Here is a 25401-nt window from a genome sequence, read left to right on the forward strand (position 1 = left end):
CCGGCGTGAGCCGGGCGACGCGAGCCGCCGAGGATGTGATGCCCTTCGGGGCAGAAGGAGAGGCAGGCATGACGCTGGTCATGGGAGTCGACTCGTCGACCCAGTCATGCAAGGTCGTGATCACGGATGCCGACACCGGCGCGATCGTCCGAGAGGGCCGCTCGCGGCATCCGGGCGGAACGGAAGTCGACCCGGAGGCATGGTGGACAGCGCTCCAGCAGGCGATCGGTGCCGCCGGCGGCATCGATGACGTCGCAGCGTGGTCGATCGGCGGACAACAGCACGGGATGGTCGCTCTGGATGCCCAAGGCCGCGTCATCCGTCCCGCTCTGCTGTGGAACGACACGCGCTCGGCGGGCGCTGCGACGGAGCTCATCGCGGAGTTCACTGCGGACGCGCTGGCCCGACGTACGGGACTGGTCCCGGTCGCGTCGTTCACGATCACCAAGGTGCGGTGGCTCCGCGACCATGAGCCCGAGAATGCGGCACGTGTGGCGGCAGTCGCGCTGCCCCACGACTGGCTGACGTGGCGCCTGCGGGGCTTCGGGCCTGTCGATGAGTCGCCCCGAGGTCCTGTCCTGGATGAGCTCATCACCGATCGCTCCGACGCATCGGGAACGGGATACTGGGCGCCGGATGCCTGGCGCGCGGCCCCGGAAGGCCGTGCGACCGCGGACGGCTACGACCGCGAGCTGCTGGTCGCCGCGCTCGGTCACGACGCCGTGCTGCCCCGCGTGCTCGGACCGCGGGAGTCGGTCACGGATGCCGACGGCCGCCGCGTCGGCGCGGGAGCCGGTGACAACGCCGGGGCGGCGCTCGGTGTGGGCGCGGTTCCCGGGGACGTCGTCGTTTCGATCGGCACGAGCGGGACGGTCTTCGCCGTCAGCGAGCAGCGGACGATCGATCCGTCGGGGACGGTCGCGGGGTTCGCGGATGCCGACCGGCACTACCTTCCGCTGGTGGCGACCCTCAATGCGGCGCGGGTGCTCGACGCCATCGCCGGGCTGCTCGGTGTCGATCACGCCGGCCTGAGCGCGCTGGCGCTCGCTGCCCAGCCCGGCGCTGCAGGTCTCACGCTTGTTCCGTACTTCGAGGGCGAACGCACGCCGAACCTTCCCGACGCGACCGCGTCGCTCACGGGGATGACGCTGGCCTCGACAACTCGCGAGAACCTCGCGCGTGCGGCTGTCGAGGGGATGCTGTCGGGCCTCGGCGCGGGCGTGGAGGCACTGCGGGCTCTCGGAGTCCCTCTGCGGCGGGCGCTGCTGATCGGCGGCGGCGCCCAGTCCGACGCCGTCCGCCAGATCGCGCCGGCCGTGTTCGGGATGCCGGTGGAGGTCCCCCCGCCGGGCGAGTACGTCGCCCTGGGCGCCGCCCGTCAGGCGGCATCCGTGCTGGCCTGACCTGCGCCGCGGCGCCCTCTCCCGCCGTCCCGCGGGGCGGAGCGCGACTGCGGAACGCGGACATGAGGACGCGTGCGGTTCACAGCGATCTCGTACGCGGGGTTCCTAGGTTGGAGACATGAGCCACGCTGCGGCCCCGCTCCGCCCGTCAGAGCCTCCGATCGACGACGAGGTGACGGTGTCGCTCTCGCAGCTTCGCGCCGCCCGCGACGAGGTGCAGCGGTTTCTGCTGCCCTACCAGTTCGGGCTCAAAGAGATCGAGACGAAGGTGCAGATCCTTCGCGACGAGTTCCGCCAGCTTCACGACTACAACCCGATCGAGCACATCACCAGCCGGGTGAAGTCAGCCGACAGTCTCGTGGCGAAGGTCGGCCGCAAGGGCATCGACGGGGACTTCGAGTCGATCCGCGCGCACATCACCGACATCGCCGGCGTCCGGGTCACGTGCAGTTTCGTCGCCGACACGTATCGCCTCTTCGACCTGCTCACGCAGCAGGACGACATCGAGGTGCACTCGGTGAAGGACTACATCGCCTCCCCGAAGCCCAACGGCTACAAGAGTCTGCACGCGATCGTCCGCGTTCCCGTGTTCCTCTCGACCGGCCGCGTGGACGTGCCGGTCGAGGTCCAGTTCCGCACCATCGCGATGGATTTCTGGGCGAGTCTCGAGCACAAGATCTACTACAAGTTCGACCGCCAGGTTCCCGAGTCCCTCCTCGCGGAGCTGCGCGATGCGGCAGCCAGCGCGGCGGAGCTCGACGAACGGATGCAGCGCCTGCACCGCCAGGTGCACAGCATCCACCCCTCCCCGACCGCTCGCACCCTCGAGGTGTGAGCGCCCTTCTCCCGCGTCCCCCGAGGCTGCACGCGCTCGCGATCCTGTGCCGTGCGCGGGCAGCGGTTGCAGATCGGCAGGACGGGCGCAACCCGGGGCAGCGCGTCATCGCGCTCGACTAGTGTGGAAGCCCCACCAGGAAGGGGTGCCGTGCAGACATGGCCAGGGTCGGCGTATCCGCTGGGTGCGACTTTCGACGGGAACGGAACGAACTTCGCTGTCTTCAGCGAGGGCGCCGAGCGGGTTGAGCTGTGCCTGTTCGGTGAGCGGGGGCGCGAGACGCGCGTCGACCTGATCGAGGTGGATGCCTACGTCTGGCACGCCTACCTCCCGAACATCGCCCCGGGGCAGCGGTACGGCTACCGGGTCCATGGCGAATACGACCCCGCATCCGGCAAGCGCTTCAACCCCAACAAGCTGCTCCTGGACCCGTACGCGAAGGCGGTCGACGGCCAGGTGACATGGGGCCAGTCGGTCTTCGGCTACACCTTCGGCGACCCCGACTCCCGCAACGACGACGACTCCGGCGCGGACATGATGAAGGGCGTCGTCATCAACCCCTTCTTCGATTGGGGAGGTGACAGGCCCCCGCGCACGCCCTACTCGGAGTCCTTCATCTACGAGGCCCACGTCAAGGGCCTGACGATGCGTCACCCGGACATTCCCGATGAGATCCGCGGGACCTACAGCGCGATCGCGCACCCGTTGATCATCGAGCACCTCAAGCGTCTGGGCGTCACGGCGATCGAACTGCTTCCGGTTCACCAGTTCATCAACGACTCGATGCTGCAGGAGAAGGGCCTGTCGAACTACTGGGGCTACAACACCATCGCGTTCCTCGCGCCACAGAACACCTACTCCTCCTCGGGCCAACGGGGCCAGCAGGTGCAGGAGTTCAAGGGGATGGTCAGGGCCCTGCACGAGGCGGGCATCGAAGTGATCCTGGATGTCGTGTACAACCACACCGCCGAGGGGAACCACCTCGGTCCGACGCTCTCGTTCCGCGGGATCGACAACGAGGCGTACTACCGGCTCGAGAACGACGACAAGCGGTACTACACCGACTACACCGGCACGGGGAACAGCCTGAACGTCGGGAACCCGCACGCGCTGCAGCTGATCATGGATTCCCTGCGGTACTGGGTGCTCGAGATGCACGTCGACGGTTTCCGTTTCGATCTCGCCGCAACGCTGGCCCGCGAGTTCTACGACGTCGATCGCCTCGCGACCTTCTTCGAGCTCGTGCAGCAGGATCCGGTGGTCAGCCAGGTCAAGCTCATCGCCGAGCCCTGGGACGTCGGGCCCGGCGGCTATCAGGTCGGAAACTTCCCCCCGCAGTGGACGGAGTGGAACGGCAAGTACCGCGACACCGTCCGCGACTTCTGGCGCGGCGAGCCGCAGGCGCTGGGCGAGTTCGCCTCGCGACTGACCGGCTCGAGCGATCTCTACGCGCACTCGGGGCGCTGGCCGGTGGCATCCATCAACTTCGTGACCGCCCACGATGGCTTCACCCTGCGCGATCTCGTCTCGTACGAGAACAAGCACAACGAGGCCAACGGCGAGGACGGCCGCGACGGCGCTGATGACAACCGGTCGATGAATTTCGGCGTCGAAGGCCCGACGGATGACCCGGCCATCAATGAACTGCGGGAGCGGATGCAGCGCAACTTCATCGCCACGCTGCTGCTGTCGCAGGGTGTGCCGATGCTCCTGCACGGTGACGAGCTCGGGCGCACGCAGCGCGGCAACAACAACGGGTACGCGCAGGACAATGAGATCACCTGGATCGACTGGGAGAACGTCGATGCGAGTCTGATCGACTTCACGTCCGCGCTTGCCCGCCTGCGCCGCGACCACCCCACGTTCCGCAGGCGTCGTTTCTTCGATGGCCGTCCTGTGCGACGCGAAGAGGTCGAGCGGATCCCTGACATCGTGTGGCTTCGTCCTGACGGGACGCAGATGCAGCCCGAGGACTGGGACTCCGGATTCGGCCGGTCGATCGGCGTCTTCCTCAACGGCAACGGCATCCGTGAGCGGGACCGGCGAGGCGAGCCCATCACCGACGCCCACTTCCTCGTCCTGTTCAACGCCGGCGACGAGCCCGTCGAGTTCACCCTCCCGGATGTCGAGTTCAGCCCGAACTGGGACGTGCTGGTCGATACCGCCGGGGTGCTCGGGCACACCGAGCCGGTCCATCCCGGAACCGTCGTCGAGCTGGCGACGAAGTCCGTCGTCGTGCTGTGCGAGCACGTGGACGAGGAGATCGAGGTCGACCGGTTCGTCGCCGCGTCGCTGGCCGCGGGGACCGTCCCGATCGACGAGGTCCCCGGCGCCGCCCCGAAGGAAGAGCTGCCGAGGTAGTGATGCATCCCACGTCGACGTACCGCCTACAGATCCGCGCCACGTTCGACCTGGATGCCGCAGCGGCCGTCACCGGATACCTGCGCGAGCTCGGCGTCGGATGGGCGTACCTCTCGCCGCTGCTGCAGTCCACGGCGGGATCGGACCACGGCTACGACGTGGTCGACCCCTCCCGCGTGGACCCGGCACGCGGCGGCGAGGAGGGGCTGACGCGCTTCGCCGCCGCAGCCCGCGCCGAGGGCCTCGGCATCCTGATCGACACGGTTCCCAACCACATGGGCATCTCGGATCCCCCGCAGAATCCGTGGTGGTGGGATGTCCTGCTGCGCGGGCGCGACTCGCCCCACGCGCCAGCGTTCGACATCGACTGGGAGTTCGGCGGCGGAAAGGTGCGCGTTCCCGTCCTGGGCGCCGACGCCGACGAGGTCATCGACCAGATGCAGATCCGCGTCGATCCCTCCCCGACCCGGCTCGCACCGCACGGCACCGTGCGGTACTTCGACCACGTCTTCCCCCTGGCGGCGGGGACGGCGCCGGCTGAGGCGACGTCGTATCCGGATGCCGTCCGCCAGGTTCTTGCCCGGCAGCACTTCGAGCTGATGTTCTGGCAGCGGGAGGCATCCGAGCTGAACTACCGGCGATTCTTCGCCGTCTCCAGCCTGGCCGGTCTGCGGATCGAAGACCCGACGGTGTTCGACCAGGCGCACGTCGAGGTCGCCCGGTGGTTCCGGGAGGGCCTCGCCGACGGACTGCGAATCGACCATCCCGATGGCCTCGTCGATCCCGGCGGCTACCTCGAGCGGCTCGCGACGCTCACCGGCCGCCGCTACACGCTCGTCGAGAAGATCCTCGAGCACAGCGCGACCGACCATCCCGAACTGCTCCCGGCATGGTGGGATGCCGACGGGACGACCGGCTATGACGCGATGGCCGAGATCGACCGAGTCTTCATCGATCCGGCGGGCGAGGGAGCTCTCGACGCGCTCGATGACCGCCTTCGGGAAGCGACCGGCCTACCGCCTGCGCCCTCCTGGGCGGAGCTCATCCACGGGACGAAGCGAATGATCGCCGACACGATCCAGGGCAGCGAGATCCGCCGGCTCGTGCGGTGCCTGCCGGACCCGATCGAGGATGCCGAAGACGCGCTCGCCGAGATCCTCGCGTGCTTCCCGGTCTACCGGTCCTATCTCCCCGCGGGCCGTGACGCGCTCGAGGACGCGCTTGCCGCGGCATCCGTTCACCGCCCCGATCTCGCGCCCGCCATCGAGTCCCTCGGCGCGGTCCTCGCCGACCCGGCTCTCGAGGTTGCGCGCCGCTTCCAGCAGACCACGGGGCCGGTCACGGCCAAGGGCGTCGAGGACACCGCGTTCTATCGCGCGACGAGGCTGGGCACCCTCACCGAGGTCGGCGGCGACCCGTCGGTGTTCTCGCTCAGCGTCGAGGACTTCCACGCCGCGTTCGCGCGGCGCCAGGCGCAGCGGCCGAACGCGATGACGGCGCTGTCGACCCACGACACCAAGCGCGGCGAGGACGTGCGCGCTCGACTGTCGGTGCTCGCCGAGATCCCGCACCGGTGGGCGGCGACGTTGGAAGACCTGCGCCGTGTCGCCTCCACCGGCCATGGCCCGTTCGACAGCCTGCTGTGGCAGGCGATCATCGGCTCCTGGCCCGCGACCCCCGAGCGACTCCACGCCTACGCCGAGAAGGCGGCGCGCGAAGCTGCCGAGGTGACGACGTGGTGGAATCCGGATGCCGACTTCGAGGCCCGCATGCACGCCGTGGTGGACGCCGCATTCGGGTCCGCGCGCGAGATCGTCACGGCGTTCGTCGACGAGATCGCCGACCCCGGCTGGAGCAACGCACTGTCGGCCAAGCTCGTGCAACTGGCCGGCCCCGGCGTTCCCGACGTCTACCAGGGTTCGGAGCTGTGGGAGACCTCGCTGGTCGACCCCGACAACCGTCGCCCCGTCGACATCGAGCAGCGCGCCGCCATGCTGGCAGAGCTCGACCGCGATGCGCGTGACGGGCGCACGCCCGCGATCGACGCATCCGGCGCGGCGAAGCTCCTGGTCACCTCGCGTGTGCTCCGGATGCGGCGGGACCGGCCCGAGCTGTTCACGCGCTATCTTCCCGTCGAGGTGCTCGGCACAGCATCCGGGCACGCGATCGCGTTCGATCGCGGTGGTGCCGTTGCCGTGGCGACCCGCCTTCCGGTCGGTCTCGCGTCGCGGGGAGGGTGGGGCGACACGCGGATCCTGATCCCCGGCGGAGTGTGGATCGACGCGCTCACCAACCGGGTCTATCCGGGCGGCGAGCTACCGCTCGCGGATCTGCTGGAGCGCTATCCCGTCGCCCTGCTGACCCGCGAGACACCGTATGAGCACCGAGACGCGCCATGAGCACCGAGGCGCCGCGGCGCGCAGGGCGCCTCGTTCGCATGAGCGTGTCTCGCCCGTGATGGAGGAGAAGCAATGATCGAGGTGTGGGCTCCCCGAGCGGAGCGCGTGAGGGTGCGGCGCGCTGGTGGCGGGGACATCGACATGTCGGCCCGGCCCCGCGGGTGGTGGTCGGCAGAGGTCGATCTCGCCGATGGCGAGGAGTACGGATTCGTCCTCGGTGACGGAGATGCCCTGCGCCCCGACCCGCGGTCGCGCCGCCAGCCCCGCGGGGTCCACGACGCATCCGCCTTCTTCGACCCGGGCGCTTTCGCGTGGACCGACGCGGCCTGGACCGGCCGCCAGCTCGCCGGCGGGCTCATCTATGAGATGCACGTCGGTACCTTCACGCCCGAAGGCACCCTGGATGCCGCCATCGATCGCTTCGGCCACCTCATCTCCCTCGGCGTCACACACGTGGAGCTGTTGCCGGTCAACGGGTTCAACGGCACCTGGAACTGGGGCTACGACGGCGTGCTCTGGTACACCGTCCACGAGGCCTACGGTGGCCCCGCCGCATACCAGCGCTTCGTGGATGCCGCGCACGCCGCCGGGCTCGCCGTCATCCAGGACGTCGTCTACAACCACCTCGGCCCGAGCGGGAACTACCTGCCCGAGTTCGGGCCGTACTTGAGGGACGCCGCGCGCAACACGTGGGGGCTGTCGGTGAACCTCGACGCCCGAGAGGTGCGCGATTACATCGTCGAGAACGCCCTCATGTGGCTGCGCGACTACCACGTTGACGGGCTGCGGTTGGATGCCGTCCACGCCCTCCACGACGAGAGTCCGACGCACATCCTGCAGGAGCTGGCCGAGGCCGCCGATGCGCTCTCGGCACACCAGGGGCGGCCGCTGACCCTCATCGCCGAGTCCGACCTCAACGACCCGACGCTGATCCTGCCGCGGGAGGCAGGGGGCTACGGGCTGACAGCGCAGTGGAGCGACGACTACCACCACGCCCTCCATGTCGCCGTGAGCGGCGAGACCGTTGGTTACTACGAGGACTTCGGAGCTCTCGGCGCGCTGCCCAAGGTCTGGACAGAGGGCTTCTTCCACAACGGCACGTACTCGTCATTCCGGGGGCGCGACCACGGCTTCCCGATCCCGCCCGCCGTGCCGACCTGGCGCCTGGTGACGTTCGGTCAGGACCACGACCAGATCGGCAACCGCGCTGCTGGCGACAGGCTCAGCCAGACCCTGTCCACCGATCGGCTCGCCGTCGCGGCAGTCCTGACCCTCACCACTCCCGGCACGCCGATGCTGTTCATGGGCGAGGAGTGGGGCGCCTCCACGCCCTGGCAGTTCTTCACGTCGCATCCCGAGCCGGAGCTCGGCGAGGCCACCGCGAAGGGCAGGATCGAGGAGTTCGCGCAGATGGGCTGGGACCCGGCGATCGTTCCCGACCCGCAGGATCCCGAGACGTTCCGCCGCTCGAGGCTGAACTGGGACGAGGCATCGACATCCCCCGACGTGGGCGTCGATCATGCCCGGCTGCTGCAGCTCTACCGCGATCTTGCCGCGCTGCGCCGGGCGCGGCCGGAGCTGGCCGACCCGTCGTTCGCGCACTGCGAGGCGCTCTCCGGAGGCGGCGCCGAGGGCGAGGACCCCCGCGCGCGGTGGTTCGTGCTGCAGCGTGGCGAGCTGTCGGTGTTGGTGAATCTCACGGGCGCTTCCCACACCTTCGCTGTGGCCCCGGATGCCGGCATCCTGCTGCACACCGGTGCGCCCGACGGGTCGGGCCCCGCCGAACTCGCGGCGGCCGCGTTGCGGCACGAGTCGAGGGATGCGGGATCCTTCCTCACGCTCGCGCCCGACTCCGCGGCCATCGTCGGTCCACCGACCCGCTGAGCCCCGATCGTGAGACAGCTCTCGCTATCGTGAAGGAATGTCCGCGAACCTCCTGATCGTCCCGCTGCTGGCGGCGCTCGCACCGCTGCTGACGCGGGTGATCGGACGGTGGTTCGCCGTGCCGATCGTCGTCTTCGAGCTCGTGCTCGGCATCCTGGTCGGGCCCTCCGTCCTCGCGTGGGTCGAGCCGATCGAGTTCCTCGCGACGCTCGCGCAGTTCGGACTGGCGATGCTCTTCTTCGTCGCGGGCTCAGAATTGGACTTCGCTGCCTTCCGAGGCCGCACCGGCCGCAACGCCGCGGTCGGGTGGCTGCTGTCGCTGGGCATCGGCATCCTCATCGGGCTGCTCGTCGGTCCGCTGGGGGCGGCGATCATCATCGGCATCGCGCTGTCCTCGACGGCGCTCGGTACGATCCTTCCGATCCTGCGCGACGCGGGGGAGTTGAAGACCCCGTTCGGCAAGGCAGTCGCCGCGGTGGGAGCCGTCGGCGAATTCGGTCCCCTCGTCGCGATCTCCGTCTTCCTCGGTGGACGCGACCCGGGCGTCGCCTCGATCGTGCTCGCGGCGTTCCTGCTGATTGCCGGGCTCGCGATCTGGCTCGCCTTCCGCATCCCGCACGGCATGATGCACCGGGTCGTGAGCGCGACACTGCACACGTCGGGGCAGTACGCGATCCGCGTGGTCTTTCTGATTCTCGGGGCGCTGTTGGCGCTGAGTATCACTCTCGATCTCGACATCCTGCTCGGCGCCTTCACGGCAGGGATCGTTTGGCAACTGATGATGCGCGATGCGTCGGAAGAGAACCGCGAGGCCGTGGAGAGCAAGATCGAGGGCATCGCGTTCGGCTTCCTCGTGCCCATCTTCTTCATCTACACGGGCGTGACGTTCGACCTGGCGGCGCTGCTGGCCGACCCGATGCTGCTCCTGTTCGTGCCCGTGGTGCTGATCGCCCTGCTCGTGGTGCGCGGGATCCCGTCGATGTTCGTGGCGCCGCCCGGCGCGACGGTGCGCGACCGGCTCGCGCTCGGCCTCCTCGGCGCGACAGGCCTGCCCATCATCGTCGCCGTCACCGCGATCGGCGTCGACGAGAACCTCCTCACGTCTGCGCAGGCCGCGCTCTTTGTCACCGGCGGGATGCTGTCGGTGCTGCTCTACCCCCTCATCGGCATGATGCTGCGCGGCGAACGCGTCAGCCGCGTGCCCGCCGAGCTCGATGATGCGGTCTGACGCCGTGCGACCCGCCGAATTCCGCGACCTCCTGGGCTGGGCCCGCACCGAGCTCGCGGGCGCACCCCAGGACCTCCTCGGCGAGGTCGTCACGCCACGGATGCTCGGCATCCCTCGCGCGCCGCGCGTCGCGCTGCGAGCCCAGGCGTGGCACCTCGGGGTGCTGCTCCTCGGAGAGGACGAGGTGTACGCGACCGGCGAGATCGTGCGGTCGCGGGAGCCGGCGCGGCGCGGGTACACGGCGGAGTCTCAACGGGCGCGGGCGAGCCTGGCGGAGGCAGCCTTTCGTGGGGGCATCCTCCCCGGAACCGCTGTCCATCTGGGCTGGCGAAGGATCGACCTCGAGACCCTCGCCGGCGCGGCATCCGTCGACAGCTCGCCACTCGCGGTGATCGACGGGCAGGTCCGGGTGCGCTGGAGCGCGTCGGGCGGTTTCGCGGACGCCGACAGGTACGTGCGTGAGCGGGTCGAGCTGCTTCGGCACCCGCCGCAGGGAGCTACCTGATGGGCAGGTCAGCTGCGGGAGGAACGGATGCTGCGACCGCGCACGATCCCCACGAACGCCTCCACCTCGGGCGTCGTCCGTTCCGCGACCCACGCCAGACCGACGCTGGAGAGGGGCCCGTCCCCGAGCGGACGATAGGTCACATCCTTACGATGATGCAGGCGGGCGAGCGACATCGGGACGATCAGGATGCCGACGCCCGTCGCGACCAGCTCGGTCGCTGACGCCGTGTCCGCCGGCGCGGCGAACGCGGGAGGGCTCGTGCCGGGCGCGGCAGCATGCAGGACGTCGTCGTCAGGGACGATCAGCACCTCCCCGGCGAGGTCGTCGAGGGTCAGTTCCTCCGCCACGGTCAGCGCCGAATCCGTCGACATGACCACGACGGGGACTTCGTCGTAGAGGGCGATGACGTGCAGATCGGCCCTGTCGATCGGGAGTCGGACCAGTGCTGCATCGACGTGCCCCGCGACGAGCTCCTGCCGTTGCGAGGCGGGATCGAGCTCGACCAGTTCGATGGTCGTCTGCCGCATCCGTTGCCGCCAGATCGAGATCCACTTCCCCGGGGTGGCGCCGGGAACCGCGCCCAACCGGAACACGGCGGCGGGAGCCGGGGAGGGCGCAGTGCGCGAACTGTCGGGTCGGTCACGCCTTGCCATTCCGTCAGGCTACCCGCACCGCTGCGCGAACCCCTCGCCCCGGCTCAATGCGCCGGCAGGTTCGGTGTTGCGCAGCTGGACCGTCGCCCTTCGGGCGGCGGCGGGGTAGGGTGCGGTGCATGGTCGTCGGGATAATCGCATCCGTTCTCGCCGCGCTCGCCGCCGTGCTCCACGTCTGGATCTTCGCGATGGAGAGCATCTCCTGGCGGTCCCCACGGGTGTGGCGCCGCTTCGGCGTCCGAGACCAGCAGTCGGCCGAGACACTGCGTCCGATGGCATACAACCAGGGTTTCTACAACCTGTTCCTGGCCATCGGTGCTCTGCTCGGCGTCACCCTGTTCTGGGCAGCGTCACCGGTTGCCGGACTCGCGCTCGCGCTGTTCTCGCTCGGGTCGATGGTGGCCGCTGCGATCGTCCTGGCCACCGGAGGCGCACGCTACCTACGGCCGGCGGCTGTGCAGGGCACACTGCCGCTTCTGGCCGGGATTGCGTTTCTGTTCGCCTGAGCCCACAGAACGCGCCTCACGCAGCGGACACGCAGGTGCCCCGCCCGCGCGCCTCAGGCGGCGAGCCGGAGCCCTCGGCGGTCGGTGGCGACCCGCTCGTTCTCGCTGACGGTCTCGTCGTCGCCGAGGAGTGAACCCACGGCGACGCGAGCGTGGGCGCCGATCACGGTGCGAACGCCGATACGCGAGCCGGCGCCGATGGCCGCGCCGGGGCCGATGTGCGCGTGAGGCGCGACGACGACCTCCGGTCCGATGAGCGCGTCAGCTTCAATCCACACGCCACGGCCGATCCGTGCGCCCGCGGCGATCTGAACTCCCGGTTCGACATAGGCTCCCGCCTCGACGACCGCCGTGGGGTGCACTTTGGCCCCGTGCGCGATCAATCCCCGCCCGTTGGCGTGCTTGCGATACCGCAGCGTCTCGCCGTGGTCGTTCTCGATGTCGACGTAGTTCTTGCCCACGATCTCCTCCACGGGGCCGTTCGGCCCCAGTACGATCCCCAACGCCGTGATGCGGAGATTCATTCCCCTGCATCCGTTTGCCGATAGTGGTTGCGTAGCGGCCATGGTGGCGGATGTCGGGTCGGTCGTCTCCCGGCTTGACAACTGTTCGGAACCGATGCGATATCGGATTGGCACAGAATGGGATACATGCCAGCCGACGATCTCGGTGCCGCGCGCGACACCGATCCGGTGACCCCGGATCCGTCCCCCACTCCCCCTGCGGAGGCGAGTCGAACGCTCGTCTTCGATGAACGCGCCACCGCGCATTCGCCCGCCGAGGACCTCCTGGGCATCCTGACCGGCACGTTCACGGCATCCCTGGGGCTCTACCTGCTGCAAACGTCGGAAGCGGTCACCGGCGGGACGGCGGGGCTGTCCCTGCTCATCCAATACGCATCCGGCCTGCCGTTCTGGCTGCTTTTCCTGCTGATCAATCTCCCGTTCGCGGGGTTGGCGGTGTGGCAGAAGGGGTGGAGCTTCACGATCCGGACGGTTGTCGCGATCGCGATGGTCTCGGGCTGGTCCGTCGTGCATCACGCCCTCTTCCGGATCGATTCGCTCGACCCGATCTACGGCACTCTCGGCGGCAACCTGCTCGCCGGGGTCGGTCTGCTCATCCTGTTCCGCCACCGGGCGAGCCTCGGCGGCATCAACATCGTGGCCCTCATCGTGCAGGACCGGTGGGGACTGCGCGCGGGGTGGACGCAGATGATCTTCGACGTCATCATCGTCGCCACGGCACTGCTGGTGGTCCCGTGGCCGAACGTGGTGCTCAGTGCCGTGGGTGCGGTCGTGCTCAACCTCGTCCTGGCGATGAACCACCGGCCGGGCAGATACATCGGCCACTGACGGTCTCCGCTGCCCCGTGCCTGCGGACCTCATCTCTGGCAGCGCGGGCACCAGAAGACGTTGCGCTCCCGCGTGGGGTCTGCCCCGAGCGCGCCCACCCGGATAGGCGTTCCGCACCGGCGGCAGGGCTGCCCTTCGCGTCCGTAGACCCAGGTTCGCCGGCCGCGCCGATCGTCGCCCGTGAAGGTGCGCTCGACCCGGTCGCGGTTGGCTCGGATCATCCGCGTGCCGACACCCAGCAGCGCTGGCGCGTCGACATCGTTTGCCGGTGTGTCGGGGCGGATGCCGCGGACGAACAGCATTTCGTTCGCGTACACGTTGCCGAAGCCGGCGACGTTGCGCTGGTCGAGCACCGCGACGTGGACCGCGCGCGGGTCAGCGCCCACGCGGCGGGATGCCTCGTCGAGATCCCACGCCTCGCTCAGGGGGTCGGGTCCGAGGTATCCGACCGTCTCGTTCTCGCGCGCGGTGGGGATGAGCGAGATATCGGCGAGGTCGAACCCGACGGCCTCGGCGTGTGTCGTGGCCACGATCGCCCGCGCGCGAAACCCCGCAACCCTCCACCGTTCTCCCGGCCGGTAGAGGTGCCATTCCCCTTCCATCTTCAGGTGCGAATGCAGGGTCCAGGGCCCGATGCGGGCGAGGAGGTGCTTTCCTCGCGGCACCACGGCGTGCACCGGGTCGCCCGTGAGATCGGCGGTCGCTAGCTGCGGCACCCGCAGCTCGAAACGGGTCACCGTGTGGCCGGCCAGCGCGGCGTTGAGCATCCGTGCCACGCGGAAGACGGTGTCTCCCTCAGGCACGAGGTGGGCCCGATGCCTTGCGCAGAGTGAGACCCCGCGGCGTCTCGACGAAGCCCGCCTCCCGAAGTGCCCGTGCCAGAGCCGTGCCGAACACCGGTTCACCGCCCACCTGCTCGACGGTGAGCGTATCGAGGTGTCGGGTGCGCGCGGTCGCCGCGAGGTGTGCGGTCGCGGCCGCCAACGCGTGCTCGTCGGTGGTGAAGACGAGAGCTGACTTGCCGCCGCGTTCGAGGTAGAGGACGAGCTCGCCATCGACGAGGGTCACGAGGGCGCCGGCCTTGCGGCCGGGGCGGTGTCCGACACCGTCGAGGGTCGGCCACGGCAGGGCGGCGCCATACGCGTTCGCGGGGTCCGTGGCGGCGAGGGTGATCGCTGTGAGGGGCGCGGGGTCGGGAACGGCAGCGAACTCGCGCAGTCGGTCGACCGTCGCGGATGCGGCGAACTGTGCGCCGCCGAGCTTTTCGACCAGATAGCCCCGTCGACAGTGGCCCGCACGCTCGGCATCCGCGAGAGTGCGATACACCTGCGCGAAGCCACCGGGCACTCCCTCGCTCTGGACCGGGCCGCGAGTCACGACACCGTACCGGTCGAGCAGGATGCCGGCGGTGGCGGCTGCGCGCACGGTGACATCGGGCTCGGGCTCGGGAAGAAGCGACCAGCGTCCACCCGCGGCGGCGCTGGTGCGAGGGGCGGCGCCGGGAGTGGGCGACATCACGGCGCGCGTCGCGGCAAGCGACGATCCGCGGAACATTCGAGCGCGGGGAGCGCGCCGCACGCTGCGATGAGCCTGGGACCCGCCCGACAGAAGTCCGCGGACGGGCGCGAAGGTGTCGTTCGTGACCCGTCCCGCCCAGGTCAGCACCCACAGCGCGTCGATGACCGACTGCTCGTTGGGAGCCTCGGTCAGGGCACGAAGCTGCGCCGCGAAGTACGCACCGCCCCCGGCCAGCGCGTCCAGGATGCGGGACTCCAGCGATTCGGCCGGGATGTCATCGGCTGATCTCGCGGGCAGGCTCAGCGACACCGTCTCGGCGGGGTGCAGCGCGATCCATCCGTCGCGGCCAGGAAGCGTGCCGTGCCCGGACCAGACAACCTCACCCGTCGCGGTCAACTCATCGAGCAGGCTCGGACGGTAGTCGCGCACTCTGGACGGCAGGATGAGCGCCTCCCACGCGCTCGCCGGGATGGGTACCCCCGCGAGCTGCTCGATCGCCGCGAGCACCCCATCGACACCCTCGAGAGGGCGAGTCAGGTGCTGCCAGGCGGGCAGGAACCTCGCCAACGCCGCCTGCGGCACCGGCTCGATGCTGCCGCGGATCGCGGCGAGTGACCGCATCCGCAACCGGCGCAGCACTTCGGAATCGCACCACTCGTTCTCGCCGCCATCGAGCGCTGACGAGGCGGGTAGGAAATACCCGCTTGTGAGGCGGCCCTGTGCTTCGAGCCGTTGCAGTGCCAGGCGGGCGACAGCGGCGCCGATCCCGAGGCGGCCGGCGACGGCATCCGTCGTGAAGGGAGCATGCGTGCGGGCATAGCGGGCGACCAGGTCGCCGAGCGGGTCGGCCACGGGCTCGAGGAAGGCCACCGGGATGCCGACCGGGAGCGGCAGTCCGAGGGCATCGCGGAGACGGCCCGCGTCTTCGATCGCGGCGACCCTGTCGATTCCCGCGATCGTGACCGGAATCGCGCGGCGACTCGCAACGAGAGTGTCGAGGTGCGCGGCTGCCTCGGCGACGGTGGCGATGGCTGCGTCCGCCCCCTGCGTACCGGCGGTGTCCGACGGTGAGGATTCTGCATGCGGGACGGATGTCGGGGTCAGTCGCTCAGCGACCTCGGCGACGGACAGGGGTCCCAGGAGCCGGAGCAGGTCGGCGACGCCCTCGAGCCCCCGAACGCGTCGATCCGGCGCGAGGTGCTGCGCCTCGGTCTCGAACTGCGCGATGACCTCCGGGTCGAGGAGTTCACGCATCTCGACGGTGCCGAGCAGCTCCGACAGCAAAGCCGGGTCGACAGCGAGAGCGGCGGCGCGACGCTCTGCCAACGGGGAGTCGCCCTCGTACATGAACGCCCCGACATACCCGAACAGCAGGTCGCGCGCGAACGGCGACGGTTGCGCGGTCTCGACCTCGATCAGGCGGATGCGACGGTCGGCGATCGACCGGATGATCCGCAGCAGGGCGGGCACGTCGTAGACATCCTGAAGCACCTCGCGCAGCGTCTCGAGGATGACGGGGAAGGTCGGATGGCGGCGGGCGACCTCCAGCAGTTGCGCCGATCGCTGGCGCTGCTGCCAGAGCGGGCTGCGCCGGTTCGGGTTGGTGCGGGGCATCAGGAGCGCGCGGGCAGCGCACTCCCGGAACCGCGACGCGAACAGAGCGGAGCCTCCGACCTCCTGGGTGATGAGCGGCTCCAGCTCGTCGTCGTCGAAGACGAACAGGTCGGCGCCCGGTGGTTCGCTCGTCGTGTCGGGAACGCGAGCGATGATGCCGTCGTCGCTGGCCACCGCGGAGCCCTCGACGCCGAGACGCTCCCGAATCCGGGCATTGACGGCAAGGGCCCAGGGTGCATGCACTTGCATTCCGTACGGAGAATGCAGGATGACGCGCCAGTCGCCGACCTCGTCGCGGCCGCGCTCCACCGTCAGGCTCCGGTCGGTGGGGAGCGTTCCCGTCGCCTCGCGCTGGTCGGCGAGGTAGGAGAGCAGGTTGGCCTTCGCGTTGGGGTCGAGCCCGGCATCCGTCAGCCGGGCGTCGGCGGCGGGCGGCGCCGCGGCGGCGATCTCGCGCGTGAAGGCGCCGAGGGCCTCGCCGAGCTCTGCCGGCCGGCCGATGCCGTCGCCGTGCCAGAACGGAACGCGGCCGGGCTGACCGAACGCGGGCACGACGTTGACCCGGTCGTGTGTGATCTCCACGATGCGCCAACTCGTCGTACCCAGCGTGAACACGTCGTTCACACGCGACTCGTACACCATCTCTTCGTCGAGCTCGCCGACCCGCGCGTTCTGGGTTTCGCCTGCGACGAAGACCCCGAACATCCCGCGATCGGGGATCGTGCCGCCGCTGGTCACCGCGATTCGCTGCGCACCGGGGCGGCCGGTCAACGTCCCCGCATCCCGATCCCACACGACCCGCGGACGGAGCTCGGCGAACTCGTCCGACGGGAACCTCCCCGCGAGCAGGTCGAGCGTGGCTTCGAACGCGGATCGGGGGAGCGCGCGAAACGGCGCACTGCGCTTGACCGTCTCGTACCACTCTTCGACAGGGAGCGGCGCCAGAGCCGCGGCTGCCACGGTCTGCTGGGCCAGGATGTCGAGCGGATTCTGCGGCACCTGGATCGCCTCGATCTGGCCCGCCAGCATCCGCTCGGTCACGATCGCCGTGTGCAGCACGTCGGAACGGTGCTTGGGGAACAACGACGCCCGGCTGATCTCCCCGACCTGGTGACCCGCGCGGCCGATGCGTTGCAGGCCGGAAGCCGCGCTCGGCGGCGCCTCGACCTGGATGACGAGGTCGACCGCGCCCATGTCGATGCCCAGCTCCAGGCTGCTGGTCGCAACGACGCACCGCAGGATGCCGGCCTTGAGTTCCTCCTCCACGAGTGCCCGCTGCTCCTTGGAGACGGAGCCGTGGTGCGCTTTTGCGAGGACGGGCTCGGCCCCGGCAGTCTGTCCGCTCTGCGCCGGCATCGCCGCCGCGATGGTCGGCTCGGGCAGATCGATGCCGAGGCGTTCGGCGTAGATCTCGTTCAGGCGTGCCGTGAGGCGCTCGGCCAGCCGCCTCGAGTTCGCGAACACGATGGTGGAGCGGTGCTCCAGCACTCGATCGACGATCGCTTCTTCGACGTGCGGCCACACCGAGCCGGTCATCTCGGTGTTCTCAGGGCGCGCGGATGCTCCGCCGGGCGGAGCGAACCAGTCTCCGCTCTCGGGGGCGGATGCCGATGATGTGGCATCCGTCGATCTCACCCCCGGGCCGCCGGTGGCCGCGGGTGCCGCGGGAGGGGGGTTGAGCATGTCCTCCACCGGCACGGTGACCCTCATCTCGAACGTCTTCGAGGCCGGCGGAGCCACGATCTCGACGGGAGCCGCACCCCCGAGGAATCGCGCGACCTCGTCGATCGGTCGCACCGTCGCCGACAGCCCGATGCGCTGCACGGATGCCGCATCCGGGTTCTCGGCGCGGATCATGGCGTCGAGCCGCTCGAGACTGACGGCCAGGTGCGCGCCGCGTTTGGTCGCGGCCACGGCATGGACCTCGTCGACGATCACCGTGTGGACGCCCGTGAGCGTGCGACCTGCCTGGCTCGTGAGCATGAGGTACAGCGACTCGGGCGTCGTGATCAGGATGTCGGGCGGTGAGGCAACGAGCTTCCGCCGATCGGCGGAGGGCGTGTCGCCCGATCGGACGCCGACCGACACCGCAGGCAGGGTGAGCCCACGACGTCTCGCCGCCTGGTCGATGCCGACCAGCGGCGAGCGGAGGTTGCGTTCGACGTCGACCCCGAGCGCCTTCAGGGGCGAGATGTACAGGATGCGGGTACCCGCGGCATCCTGCGGTGCTTCGGCCTTTTCGCGGAAGACGCGGTCGATGGCCCACAGGAACGCCGAGAGCGTCTTGCCGGATCCGGTCGGTGCGACCACGAGAGCGTGTCGACCGGCGGAGATCGCCTCCCACGCCCCCGCCTGGGCGGGAGTCGGTGCGGCGAAGGCGCCCCGGAACCAGTCCTGCGTGGCAGGACCGAACCTCTCGAGCACATCCGCCATCCCCCTATCTTCGCCCGCCCCGCCGACATCCGGGACGAGGCCGGGGAGCCGCCGTCGCGCCGACGTCCCGCCGCTAACTCCTCAAAACCGGCGCAGGGTGTTGCGTGGGGCGCATGGGACCGGGCTATGCGGGCCGATCTTGAGGAGTTCGCGACGCCCGAACCGCCCCGACCCAGGATCCCGCGGCTAGCGCAGCCGGGGGATGAGGTCCTCGGCGGCGAAGCGGATGAAGCCGCGGACGTCGCCGCCGGTGCAGTTGAGCACGAGGTTGTCGAACCCGGCATCGAGATAGGCGCGGGCTGCTTCGACGTGCGGCTCCAGGTCAGGGCCGACGGGCATCTGGGCGCGGATGTCGTCTTCGCCCAGGTGCGCGACAGCAGCGTCGAAGTTGACCGGGTTGGGAAGCTCCGCCATCACCTTCCACCCGAGCAGCCCGAACGTCGCGGTCTTCGCTGCAGCAGCTGCGGCAGCATCCGCATCCGGTCCCCACGCCATCGAGACCTCGCCGTAGATCGGCCCGGTGCCACCTGCGGAGCGGAAGCCCGAGACGAGATCGGCATCGGGTTCGACCGCGAACAGTCCGTCACCGAGGTCGGTCGCGACAGCCAGGGACTGGCCCCCGCTGGCTGCCACGCAGATCGGGGGGAGGGTCTCGGGCAGATCAAAGACGCGAGCATCCTCGAGCTGCAGGTACCGCCCGTCGAACGACTGGTAGCCGCCCTTCCACAGCATCCGGATGATCTGCAGGGCCTCGCGCAGCGCCTCGTGCCGCTTGTCGACAGCGGGGAACGGTTCGCCGGTGATGTGTTCGTTGAGCCGCTCGCCGGAGCCGACTCCGAGGGTGAAGCGCCCGTCCGAGATCAGCTGCAGCGTCGCTGCCATGTGCGCGACGATCGCCGGGTGGTAGCGGAAGGACGGACAGGTCACCCCCGTCACGAGGCCGAGGTGCGTCGTCCGCGCGGCGATCGCGCCGAGTGTCACCCACGTGTTGGGGCTGTGGTGCTGCGTGCTCAGCCACGGGTGGAAGTGATCGCTGAGCTCGACGAAATCCAGTCCCGCGTCCTCGGCGAGCACGGCCAGCTCGACGACCTCGGCGGGGCCGAGGTCTTCCGTGGCGAGCTTGAGTCCGATGCGGGGAGCGGATGCAGCGGTCATGCGGTCTCCTTCGTCGTGGGGTCACCCGCGGGCGACGGCGGTTCGGGGGAGTCGGATGCCGGGGGCACAGGCGCGAGCGGTCGCGTCGCGGGACCTTCAATGACTGTTCCGTCGGGCGCGAAACGCGAACCGTGCAAGGGGCAGTCCCACGACCGCTCAGCCTCGTTCCACGTAACGACCCCGCCGAGATGCGTGCACACTCCGGATACGCGGCACGTGACCCCGTCGACCGTCGCCTCGGCCACGGGACGGATGCCGCGCCGTCGCTCGCCCGCGAGCGCTCCGCCCCACCCCTTGACGTACCAGCCGCCGACAGCCGCGTTGGCGCTCGCGTAACTGCCGATGTCGGGCAGGCTCAGCGCGTGCGCGCGGAGCTCTCGTGCCCACTCCGGAACGTCACCGGTGAGCTGCCCCGTCAGCGCGAGTGCGGCGGAGACGGCGTTGCTCATGCCCCACTTGTTGTATCCGGATGCTGCGAAGAGCCGGCCGCGGCCGCCGGGCACGGGTCCCGCGACCGGAAGCCGGCTGACGGGTCGGTAGTCCTGCGCGCCCCACCACGTCACGCGGGAGGAGACGCCGAAGGTGCCGCGCGCCCATCGATCCAGCTTTGCGAGTCGCTCAGCGGTGTCCTGGTCACGGCCAGGGGTGTAGGAATTGCCGCCGACGAGAAGGACCTCGGCGCCGTCGGTGTCTCGCGCTGTGCGCAGCGAGCGCGAGGTGGGGTCGACCGAGAGGTACATCCCCTCCGGCATCCTCCCGTCCACGCGGTACGCGCCGACGAACTCACGCGTCGGCTCGAGGGTTGCGAAGAACAGGCCCCGGTCCAGCACGGGTGTTCCGGTGGCGAGGATGACACGACGCGCCGTCATCCGGCCTGCGGAGGTCGTGACCCGCACGGCCTCGCTCCCGACGTCCGCGGTCACGAGTCGGCATCCTTCGAGGATGCGGCCCCCGGCATCGCGCACGCGCGCCGCCAGCACCGCGAGCACCTCCATCGGATGCAGTTGGTCCTGATCGGCCAGCCAGAGGGCGCCGCGTACGGGGAACGGCAGTCCGCTCTCATCGCGACCATCGACGGCGGATCGGACGTCGACGCCGGCGATCCTGCTGGCCTCCGCCTCGCTGTCCAGGGTGTGCAGGCCGGTATCGGTTGTCGCGTAGGTGTAGGCAGTGCGACTCTCGATCGCTCGCGGATGCTCAGAGAGAGCCGACCGCAGCCAAGCGATGCCGGCGCGGTTCGCCTCTGCATAGGCACGCACGGCGTCGTCGCCCGCATGGCTGCGCACCTGCGAGAGCGTGCTCCCCTGCAGCATGCTGAGCTTGCCCGTCGTCGCGCCCGTCGTCAGGGCGCCCACGCGGTGGGCGTCGATGACGACGGGCGCGAGGCCCGCCTCCGCGAGCATCGTCGCGGCGGACAGGCCGGTGAGGCCTGCTCCCACCACCAGGACTTCGGTGCTGCCCGGGACCTCGTCGTCGGTCGGAATGGGAGGAGCCGTCCGATGCCAGAGGGACTCGGGAGGGGGGAACGATCGCGTCACCCTGTGGACGCTAGGCGCCGCATCCGTCCTTTCCGAGGGCCTTGACAGTGTGGCGATCCCGCACCTCGGGCAGTAGCTGTGCCTGACGTTTCCCTGAGATGTCAAGGCCCCCCGTGCTGCCGGCGTCGCTTCCGTAGGGTCGATCACTCCAGGTCGCACCGCGGCCACGACCAAGGAGGAGCTATGTCCGCATCCGCGCCCGCCGCCACTCGCCGATACGGCGGCTCGCTCATCCAGATCGTCGCCCTCGTCTTCGGCGTCGTCTTCCTGCTCGTCGGGATCGCCGGCTTCATCCCCGGCCTCACGCAGAACTTCGACACCATGATGTTCGCCGGGCACCACTCGGAGGCGATGCTGCTCGGGGTCTTCCAGGTTTCCGTGCTGCACAACGCCGTTCATCTGCTCTTCGGAATCGTGGGACTCGCGGTGGCAGCCAGTGCGGTCGCAAGCCGCCAGTACCTCATCTGGGGAGGCGTCATCTATGCCGTGCTCTGGATCTACGGTCTGTTCACGGCGGGCATGGCGGATGCCTGGAACTTCGTGCCGCTGAACACCGCCGACAACTGGCTGCACCTCGGATTGACTGTGGCGATGATCCTGCTCGGCATCTTCGTCCCCCGGGGCAGCGCCGTGCGGGCCGACCCCGCAACGCAATAGAACGCAGACTGCATGGCGCCGCGCGAGGGCTTTCCTCGCGCGGCGCCACGCAGGATGCTCGGGCCGCAGCAAGGGGGAGATGCCGTGACCGACCGAGTCCTCATCGCCCTCGTCGTCGTCGGTATCCTGGCGTGCGCCCTTGCGGCGTTCTCCCTGTCGGCCGAGCGGCGCGGCATCCCGCGGCTGCTCGTCGCCCTCTGCCTGGGGCTGCTCATCGGACCCGAGATCCTCGCCGTCGTCGATCCGACAGTGCTCGGATACGGCTCGGCGGCGGCGACCGCCGAGATCAGTCGGGTCGTGCTCGTCGTGACACTCTGCGGCGTGGCGCTCCGACTCCCGGGGCGCGCGTGGCGGTCACGGCGGCGCTGGATCGTGCTCAGCATCGCGCTCGGGATGCCCCTGATGTTCGTCATCGCAACGGGGGCTGTCGCTCTGCTCGGGCTCCCCCTGCTGGTGGCCGCGGCCGTCGGTGCGGCGATCACCCCGACCGATCCGGTGGTCATCACACCGATCGTGACCGGGCCCGAAGCCGAGCGGCGGATCCCGACGTCCGTGCGCTGGGACCTCTCGGCCGAAAGCGGCCTGAACGACGGCCTGGGCTACCTCCTGCTGATGCTCCCGGTGCTCCTGCTGACCCGTCCTGCTGACCTCGCCTGGCAGGAGTGGGGCTCGACAGTGCTTCTCATCGACGTTCTCGTCCCGATCGTCGGGGGGCTCGCGATCGGCGCCGTCGGGGGACTGCTGTACACCCACACGGCGGAGCACGCAGAGGCGGAGCCGACATCGCGAGTGCCCTTCGCGCTGTCCCTGGTCATCGTCACATTCGCCGTGCTGCGCCTGGCAGATCTGGATGCCGTGCTCGGAGCCTTCGTCGCCGCTGTGGCTTTCGCCGTCATCGTCCCAGAGCCCATCCGCGCCTCACTGTCCGAACACGTCGAAGGGATCTCGCAGTTCCTCATCGTCCCCGTCTTTGCCCTCATCGGCACGCTGATTCCGGTCTCGTGGCTGCTCGGTCAGAGCCCGTGGCTGGTGCCGGTCCTGCTGCTGGCACTTCTGGGCCGGCGCCTTGCCGCCGTCTGGATGCTACGACCCCTGCTAGGCCGCGTTCAGTCGCTGCCCGAGACCGCGTTCATCTCATGGTTCGCGCCGGTCGGGGTGTCGGCACTGCTCTACGCGTCACTGGCAGCGCAAGAGACCGGCACCGACGACATCCGTCGCATCGTGCTCGTCGCGATCGCGCTGTCGGTGCTGGTGCACGGACTCTCGACGCTGCCGGCGAGTCTGCTACTGGATCGTGCGCGCGCCCGGGCTGCGCGCCGAGGGTGACAGAAGACCCTCCGGTGCCGCCCACGAGCGAGTACCGTGGCGGTGAGCGAAGGAGCGGTCATGGCATTCGATCAGGTGGTGCACGGGCGGCAGGACGATTTCGAGGCGCGGCGCACTGACCGCGGTCGGTTCACATTCGCCAAGCACGTCGTTGTTCCCAAAGAGGGCACTCAGCTGCATGTCTCCTTCATGGAGATCCCGCCGGGCCAGTCGGCGTACCCCTACCACTGGCACGCAGGGATCACCGAGGCGTACGTCATCCTGTCGGGCACCGGTCGGGTGCGTACCCCGGATGCCGAGTTCGACGTCGGCCCCGGGGAGGTCGTCGTCTTCCCGCCCGGGCCGGCGGGTGCGCACCGGATGACGGCCACCGGCGGTGAGCCGCTGCGGTACGTCGACCTCGACACGACCTCCGATCCGGACGTGATCGGCTACCCGGACTCGGACAAGACGATGGCGTACACGACCGTCCGCCCCACGATGCTCTTCCGTGACGACGACGCCGTCGACTACTACGACAGCGAGCCCGACGCCGGATGACGCGGAGCCGCCCCGCTGCCCTCGCCGCCGTCCTGATCGCCGCAGTTCTCGTCGGCACAGCCGCCGCACCCGCGCTCGCCGAACCGGGCACTGGTCCGGGCGTCACAGACCCGCCGCAGGTCTCGACCGAAGCAACCGTCGTCGCGATGCGGCATCAGAGCGGTCTGTTCGGATCGCAAGAGACCACCATCACCGACCCGCAGACGCCGTATCCCACGACGATCACCGGAACCGGCGGGACGTTCTCGACAGCGCAGATCGTGCTGAACGATCCGCGTTCGAGCAGTCCCGGCGACATCCTGACCTACTGCATCGATCTGGCCACGGAGACCGAGATCGGCGTGCACTACGAACTCGGCGACTGGACCTCGGCCAACGTCCCGAACCTCGACTACGTCACCTACATCCTCAACAACTACTACCCCGTGGTGCCGGGTGCGCCGGCGTTGTCGACGGACGCCGAGAAGGTCGCGGCGGTGCAGGGCGCGATCTGGTACTTCACCGATCAATTCGTCGTGCCGCAGTTCGGCTATCCGGCGCAGCACGCGGCGATCCGCGACATCGTCCAGGCAACCCAGACGGCTCTGGCCGGGGGGTCGCCCCCCGCGCCACCGCTTCCCACCTTGACCATCACCCCCGACGCCGGGACGGCACCGACGACCGGAGACGTCGTCGGGCCGTTCGCGGTGGGCGGGTCAGTGAGTTCGTCGACGATCGAGGCTCGGGGGGTGGATGTGTTCTCGGATCCTGCCGGTACAGTCCCCGTTCCGGACGGCGCATCAGTGGCGCAGGGAAGCTCGCTCTGGACTCGGTACGCCTCGACGGTCGCTGACGAGGGCATCACGCTCGAGACGTCCCAGACCGTCGAGGCCGGAAACGTCTTCCTGTACGACGGTGGCAACCCGGGACGCACGAGCGCCCAGAAGCTGATCCTTGCCGCGCAGGCCACGATTCCGATCCGGGCCAGCGCGGCGATCACACCGATGGCTGCCGGCTGGTTCGCCGCCGATGTGACGGTCGCCGGATCGGCAGCAGGGCTCCAGAGCGCGATCTCGGTGACGGCGCGCTGCGACGACGGAACAACCGTCGTCGAGGGGTCGGGAACCCTCGCCGCCGGCGCTCCTGCCGGAACGACCCGCGTGGTCACGCTCTCGGCCGTGCCCGCTGGGTCCACGTGCACCCTCGCGCAGACCGCGGACGGCCACACCGCGGATGCCGTGCTGACCTCGACCACGACGATCCCCGCATCCGTCGTCGCGGTCGCGAACGTGACCGTTTCGGCAGCAATCACCGACACTTTCACAGCACCGACGCCCACACCCGCACCGACGCCTACACCGACACCGAGCCCGACATCGACACAGCTCCCCGATACGGGCGCCGGAGTGCTGCCGGCATGGCAAGCTCCCGCGGTGCTGCTGGCGGCAGGATTGGCCGTGATCGTGCTGGACCACCGTCGCCGACGCTCGCGTGCGGGGCGCGAGGGCTAGC

General features: G+C 69.7%; 20 protein-coding genes. 14 read left to right on the plus strand and 6 right to left on the minus strand.

What is annotated here, in order from left to right; translation table 11 throughout:
* Positions 1 to 68: 68 nt before the first annotated feature.
* The 8 genes from ACSGC5_RS13890 (at position 69) to ACSGC5_RS13925 (ending at position 10615) form a co-directional block, all read left to right on the plus strand.
* Entirely contained in the window at positions 69 to 1403 is a 1335-nt protein-coding gene (locus ACSGC5_RS13890) for a xylulokinase (protein WP_434971192.1), read from the plus strand.
* A gap of 118 nt (positions 1404 to 1521) precedes the next feature.
* Complete coding sequence (locus ACSGC5_RS13895) at positions 1522 to 2238, plus strand: GTP pyrophosphokinase (protein WP_434971193.1); 717 nt, start codon at positions 1522 to 1524, stop codon at positions 2236 to 2238.
* Positions 2235 to 2360, plus strand: a complete 126-nt coding sequence (locus ACSGC5_RS13900) for a hypothetical protein (RefSeq protein ID WP_434971194.1) — start codon at positions 2235 to 2237, stop codon at positions 2358 to 2360. Before ACSGC5_RS13895 ends, ACSGC5_RS13900 begins: the two co-directional genes overlap by 4 nt.
* Positions 2361 to 2388: 28 nt before the next feature.
* Positions 2389 to 4599, plus strand: coding sequence for a glycogen debranching protein GlgX (gene glgX, locus ACSGC5_RS13905; RefSeq protein ID WP_434971195.1), 2211 nt, complete (start codon positions 2389 to 2391; stop codon positions 4597 to 4599).
* A 2-nt stretch (positions 4600 to 4601) separates the two neighbouring features.
* On the plus strand, positions 4602 to 6998 hold the full coding sequence (gene treY / locus ACSGC5_RS13910) for a malto-oligosyltrehalose synthase (protein ID WP_434971196.1): 2397 nt from the start codon (positions 4602 to 4604) through the stop codon (positions 6996 to 6998).
* A 72-nt stretch (positions 6999 to 7070) separates the two neighbouring features.
* The gene (treZ, locus tag ACSGC5_RS13915; protein ID WP_434971197.1) at positions 7071 to 8882 is read left to right on the plus strand and encodes a malto-oligosyltrehalose trehalohydrolase; all 1812 of its coding nucleotides are present in this window, start codon (positions 7071 to 7073) and stop codon (positions 8880 to 8882) included.
* A 37-nt stretch (positions 8883 to 8919) separates the two neighbouring features.
* Positions 8920 to 10110 (plus strand): cation:proton antiporter, encoded by a 1191-nt coding sequence (locus ACSGC5_RS13920; RefSeq protein WP_434971198.1) that lies wholly within the window; start codon positions 8920 to 8922, stop codon positions 10108 to 10110.
* A gap of 4 nt (positions 10111 to 10114) precedes the next feature.
* On the plus strand, positions 10115 to 10615 hold the full coding sequence (locus ACSGC5_RS13925; RefSeq protein ID WP_434971199.1) for a glutaminase: 501 nt from the start codon (positions 10115 to 10117) through the stop codon (positions 10613 to 10615).
* A gap of 8 nt (positions 10616 to 10623) precedes the next feature.
* On the opposite strand, the gene ACSGC5_RS13930 is transcribed toward ACSGC5_RS13925, so the two are convergent.
* The gene (locus ACSGC5_RS13930; RefSeq protein WP_434971200.1) at positions 10624 to 11271 is read right to left on the minus strand and encodes a LysR family substrate-binding domain-containing protein; all 648 of its coding nucleotides are present in this window, start codon (positions 11269 to 11271) and stop codon (positions 10624 to 10626) included.
* A gap of 119 nt (positions 11272 to 11390) precedes the next feature.
* Here ACSGC5_RS13930 and ACSGC5_RS13935 point away from each other — a divergent pair, with 119 nt between their 5' ends.
* Complete coding sequence (locus ACSGC5_RS13935) at positions 11391 to 11777, plus strand: DUF1304 domain-containing protein (protein WP_434971201.1); 387 nt, start codon at positions 11391 to 11393, stop codon at positions 11775 to 11777.
* Positions 11778 to 11830: 53 nt separating this feature from the next.
* On the opposite strand, the gene ACSGC5_RS13940 is transcribed toward ACSGC5_RS13935, so the two are convergent.
* Entirely contained in the window at positions 11831 to 12238 is a 408-nt protein-coding gene (locus tag ACSGC5_RS13940; RefSeq protein ID WP_434971213.1) for a transferase, read from the minus strand.
* Positions 12239 to 12427: 189 nt separating this feature from the next.
* On the opposite strand from ACSGC5_RS13940, the gene ACSGC5_RS13945 reads away from it, so the two are divergent.
* Positions 12428 to 13129 carry a YitT family protein gene (locus ACSGC5_RS13945; protein ID WP_434971202.1) on the plus strand — a complete coding sequence of 234 codons (702 nt, stop codon included), beginning with the start codon at positions 12428 to 12430 and terminating at the stop codon, positions 13127 to 13129.
* A 29-nt stretch (positions 13130 to 13158) separates the two neighbouring features.
* Here the strand turns inward: ACSGC5_RS13945 and ACSGC5_RS13950 are convergent, their stop codons facing one another.
* From ACSGC5_RS13950 to ACSGC5_RS13965, 4 genes are all read right to left on the minus strand, one after another.
* Positions 13159 to 13932, minus strand: a complete 774-nt coding sequence (locus ACSGC5_RS13950) for a DNA-formamidopyrimidine glycosylase family protein (protein ID WP_434971203.1) — start codon at positions 13930 to 13932, stop codon at positions 13159 to 13161.
* The gene (locus ACSGC5_RS13955) at positions 13925 to 18694 is read right to left on the minus strand and encodes an Lhr family ATP-dependent helicase (protein WP_434971204.1); all 4770 of its coding nucleotides are present in this window, start codon (positions 18692 to 18694) and stop codon (positions 13925 to 13927) included. The genes ACSGC5_RS13950 and ACSGC5_RS13955 overlap by 8 nt, the downstream gene beginning before the upstream one ends.
* A 186-nt stretch (positions 18695 to 18880) precedes the next feature.
* The gene (locus ACSGC5_RS13960) at positions 18881 to 19849 is read right to left on the minus strand and encodes a TIGR03557 family F420-dependent LLM class oxidoreductase (RefSeq protein ID WP_434971205.1); all 969 of its coding nucleotides are present in this window, start codon (positions 19847 to 19849) and stop codon (positions 18881 to 18883) included.
* Entirely contained in the window at positions 19846 to 21387 is a 1542-nt protein-coding gene (locus tag ACSGC5_RS13965; RefSeq protein ID WP_434971206.1) for an FAD-dependent oxidoreductase, read from the minus strand. The genes ACSGC5_RS13960 and ACSGC5_RS13965 overlap by 4 nt, the downstream gene beginning before the upstream one ends.
* Positions 21388 to 21570: 183 nt before the next feature.
* Between ACSGC5_RS13965 and ACSGC5_RS13970 the strand changes: the two genes are divergently transcribed.
* From ACSGC5_RS13970 to ACSGC5_RS13985, 4 genes are all read left to right on the plus strand, one after another.
* Complete coding sequence (locus ACSGC5_RS13970; protein WP_434971207.1) at positions 21571 to 22044, plus strand: DUF4383 domain-containing protein; 474 nt, start codon at positions 21571 to 21573, stop codon at positions 22042 to 22044.
* A gap of 84 nt (positions 22045 to 22128) precedes the next feature.
* Entirely contained in the window at positions 22129 to 23370 is a 1242-nt protein-coding gene (locus ACSGC5_RS13975) for a cation:proton antiporter domain-containing protein (RefSeq protein WP_434971208.1), read from the plus strand.
* 60 nt (positions 23371 to 23430) lie between these two features.
* Complete coding sequence (locus tag ACSGC5_RS13980; protein WP_434971209.1) at positions 23431 to 23910, plus strand: cupin domain-containing protein; 480 nt, start codon at positions 23431 to 23433, stop codon at positions 23908 to 23910.
* Positions 23907 to 25400 carry a thioester domain-containing protein gene (locus ACSGC5_RS13985; protein WP_434971210.1) on the plus strand — a complete coding sequence of 498 codons (1494 nt, stop codon included), beginning with the start codon at positions 23907 to 23909 and terminating at the stop codon, positions 25398 to 25400. The genes ACSGC5_RS13980 and ACSGC5_RS13985 overlap by 4 nt, the downstream gene beginning before the upstream one ends.
* Position 25401: the final 1 nt, after the last annotated feature.

Source organism: Microbacterium sp. bgisy207 (assembly GCF_965345035.1).
Lineage (GTDB): Bacteria > Actinomycetota > Actinomycetes > Actinomycetales > Microbacteriaceae > Microbacterium.

What these genes read in the sequence shown, in the direction of transcription:
- ACSGC5_RS13890 (WP_434971192.1), top strand. Translation starts at nt 69, where the DNA reads ATGACGCTGGTCATGGGAGTCGACTCGTCGACCCAGTCATGCAAGGTC.
- ACSGC5_RS13895 (WP_434971193.1), top strand. Translation starts at nt 1,522, where the DNA reads ATGAGCCACGCTGCGGCCCCGCTCCGCCCGTCAGAGCCTCCGATCGAC.
- treY (WP_434971196.1), top strand. Translation starts at nt 4,602, where the DNA reads ATGCATCCCACGTCGACGTACCGCCTACAGATCCGCGCCACGTTCGAC.
- treZ (WP_434971197.1), top strand. Translation starts at nt 7,071, where the DNA reads ATGATCGAGGTGTGGGCTCCCCGAGCGGAGCGCGTGAGGGTGCGGCGC.
- ACSGC5_RS13920 (WP_434971198.1), top strand. Translation starts at nt 8,920, where the DNA reads ATGTCCGCGAACCTCCTGATCGTCCCGCTGCTGGCGGCGCTCGCACCG.
- ACSGC5_RS13930 (WP_434971200.1), bottom strand. Translation starts at nt 11,271, where the DNA reads ATGGCAAGGCGTGACCGACCCGACAGTTCGCGCACTGCGCCCTCCCCG.
- ACSGC5_RS13935 (WP_434971201.1), top strand. Translation starts at nt 11,391, where the DNA reads ATGGTCGTCGGGATAATCGCATCCGTTCTCGCCGCGCTCGCCGCCGTG.
- ACSGC5_RS13945 (WP_434971202.1), top strand. Translation starts at nt 12,428, where the DNA reads ATGCCAGCCGACGATCTCGGTGCCGCGCGCGACACCGATCCGGTGACC.
- ACSGC5_RS13955 (WP_434971204.1), bottom strand. Translation starts at nt 18,694, where the DNA reads ATGGCGGATGTGCTCGAGAGGTTCGGTCCTGCCACGCAGGACTGGTTC.
- ACSGC5_RS13960 (WP_434971205.1), bottom strand. Translation starts at nt 19,849, where the DNA reads ATGACCGCTGCATCCGCTCCCCGCATCGGACTCAAGCTCGCCACGGAA.
- ACSGC5_RS13970 (WP_434971207.1), top strand. Translation starts at nt 21,571, where the DNA reads ATGTCCGCATCCGCGCCCGCCGCCACTCGCCGATACGGCGGCTCGCTC.
- ACSGC5_RS13980 (WP_434971209.1), top strand. Translation starts at nt 23,431, where the DNA reads ATGGCATTCGATCAGGTGGTGCACGGGCGGCAGGACGATTTCGAGGCG.
- ACSGC5_RS13985 (WP_434971210.1), top strand. Translation starts at nt 23,907, where the DNA reads ATGACGCGGAGCCGCCCCGCTGCCCTCGCCGCCGTCCTGATCGCCGCA.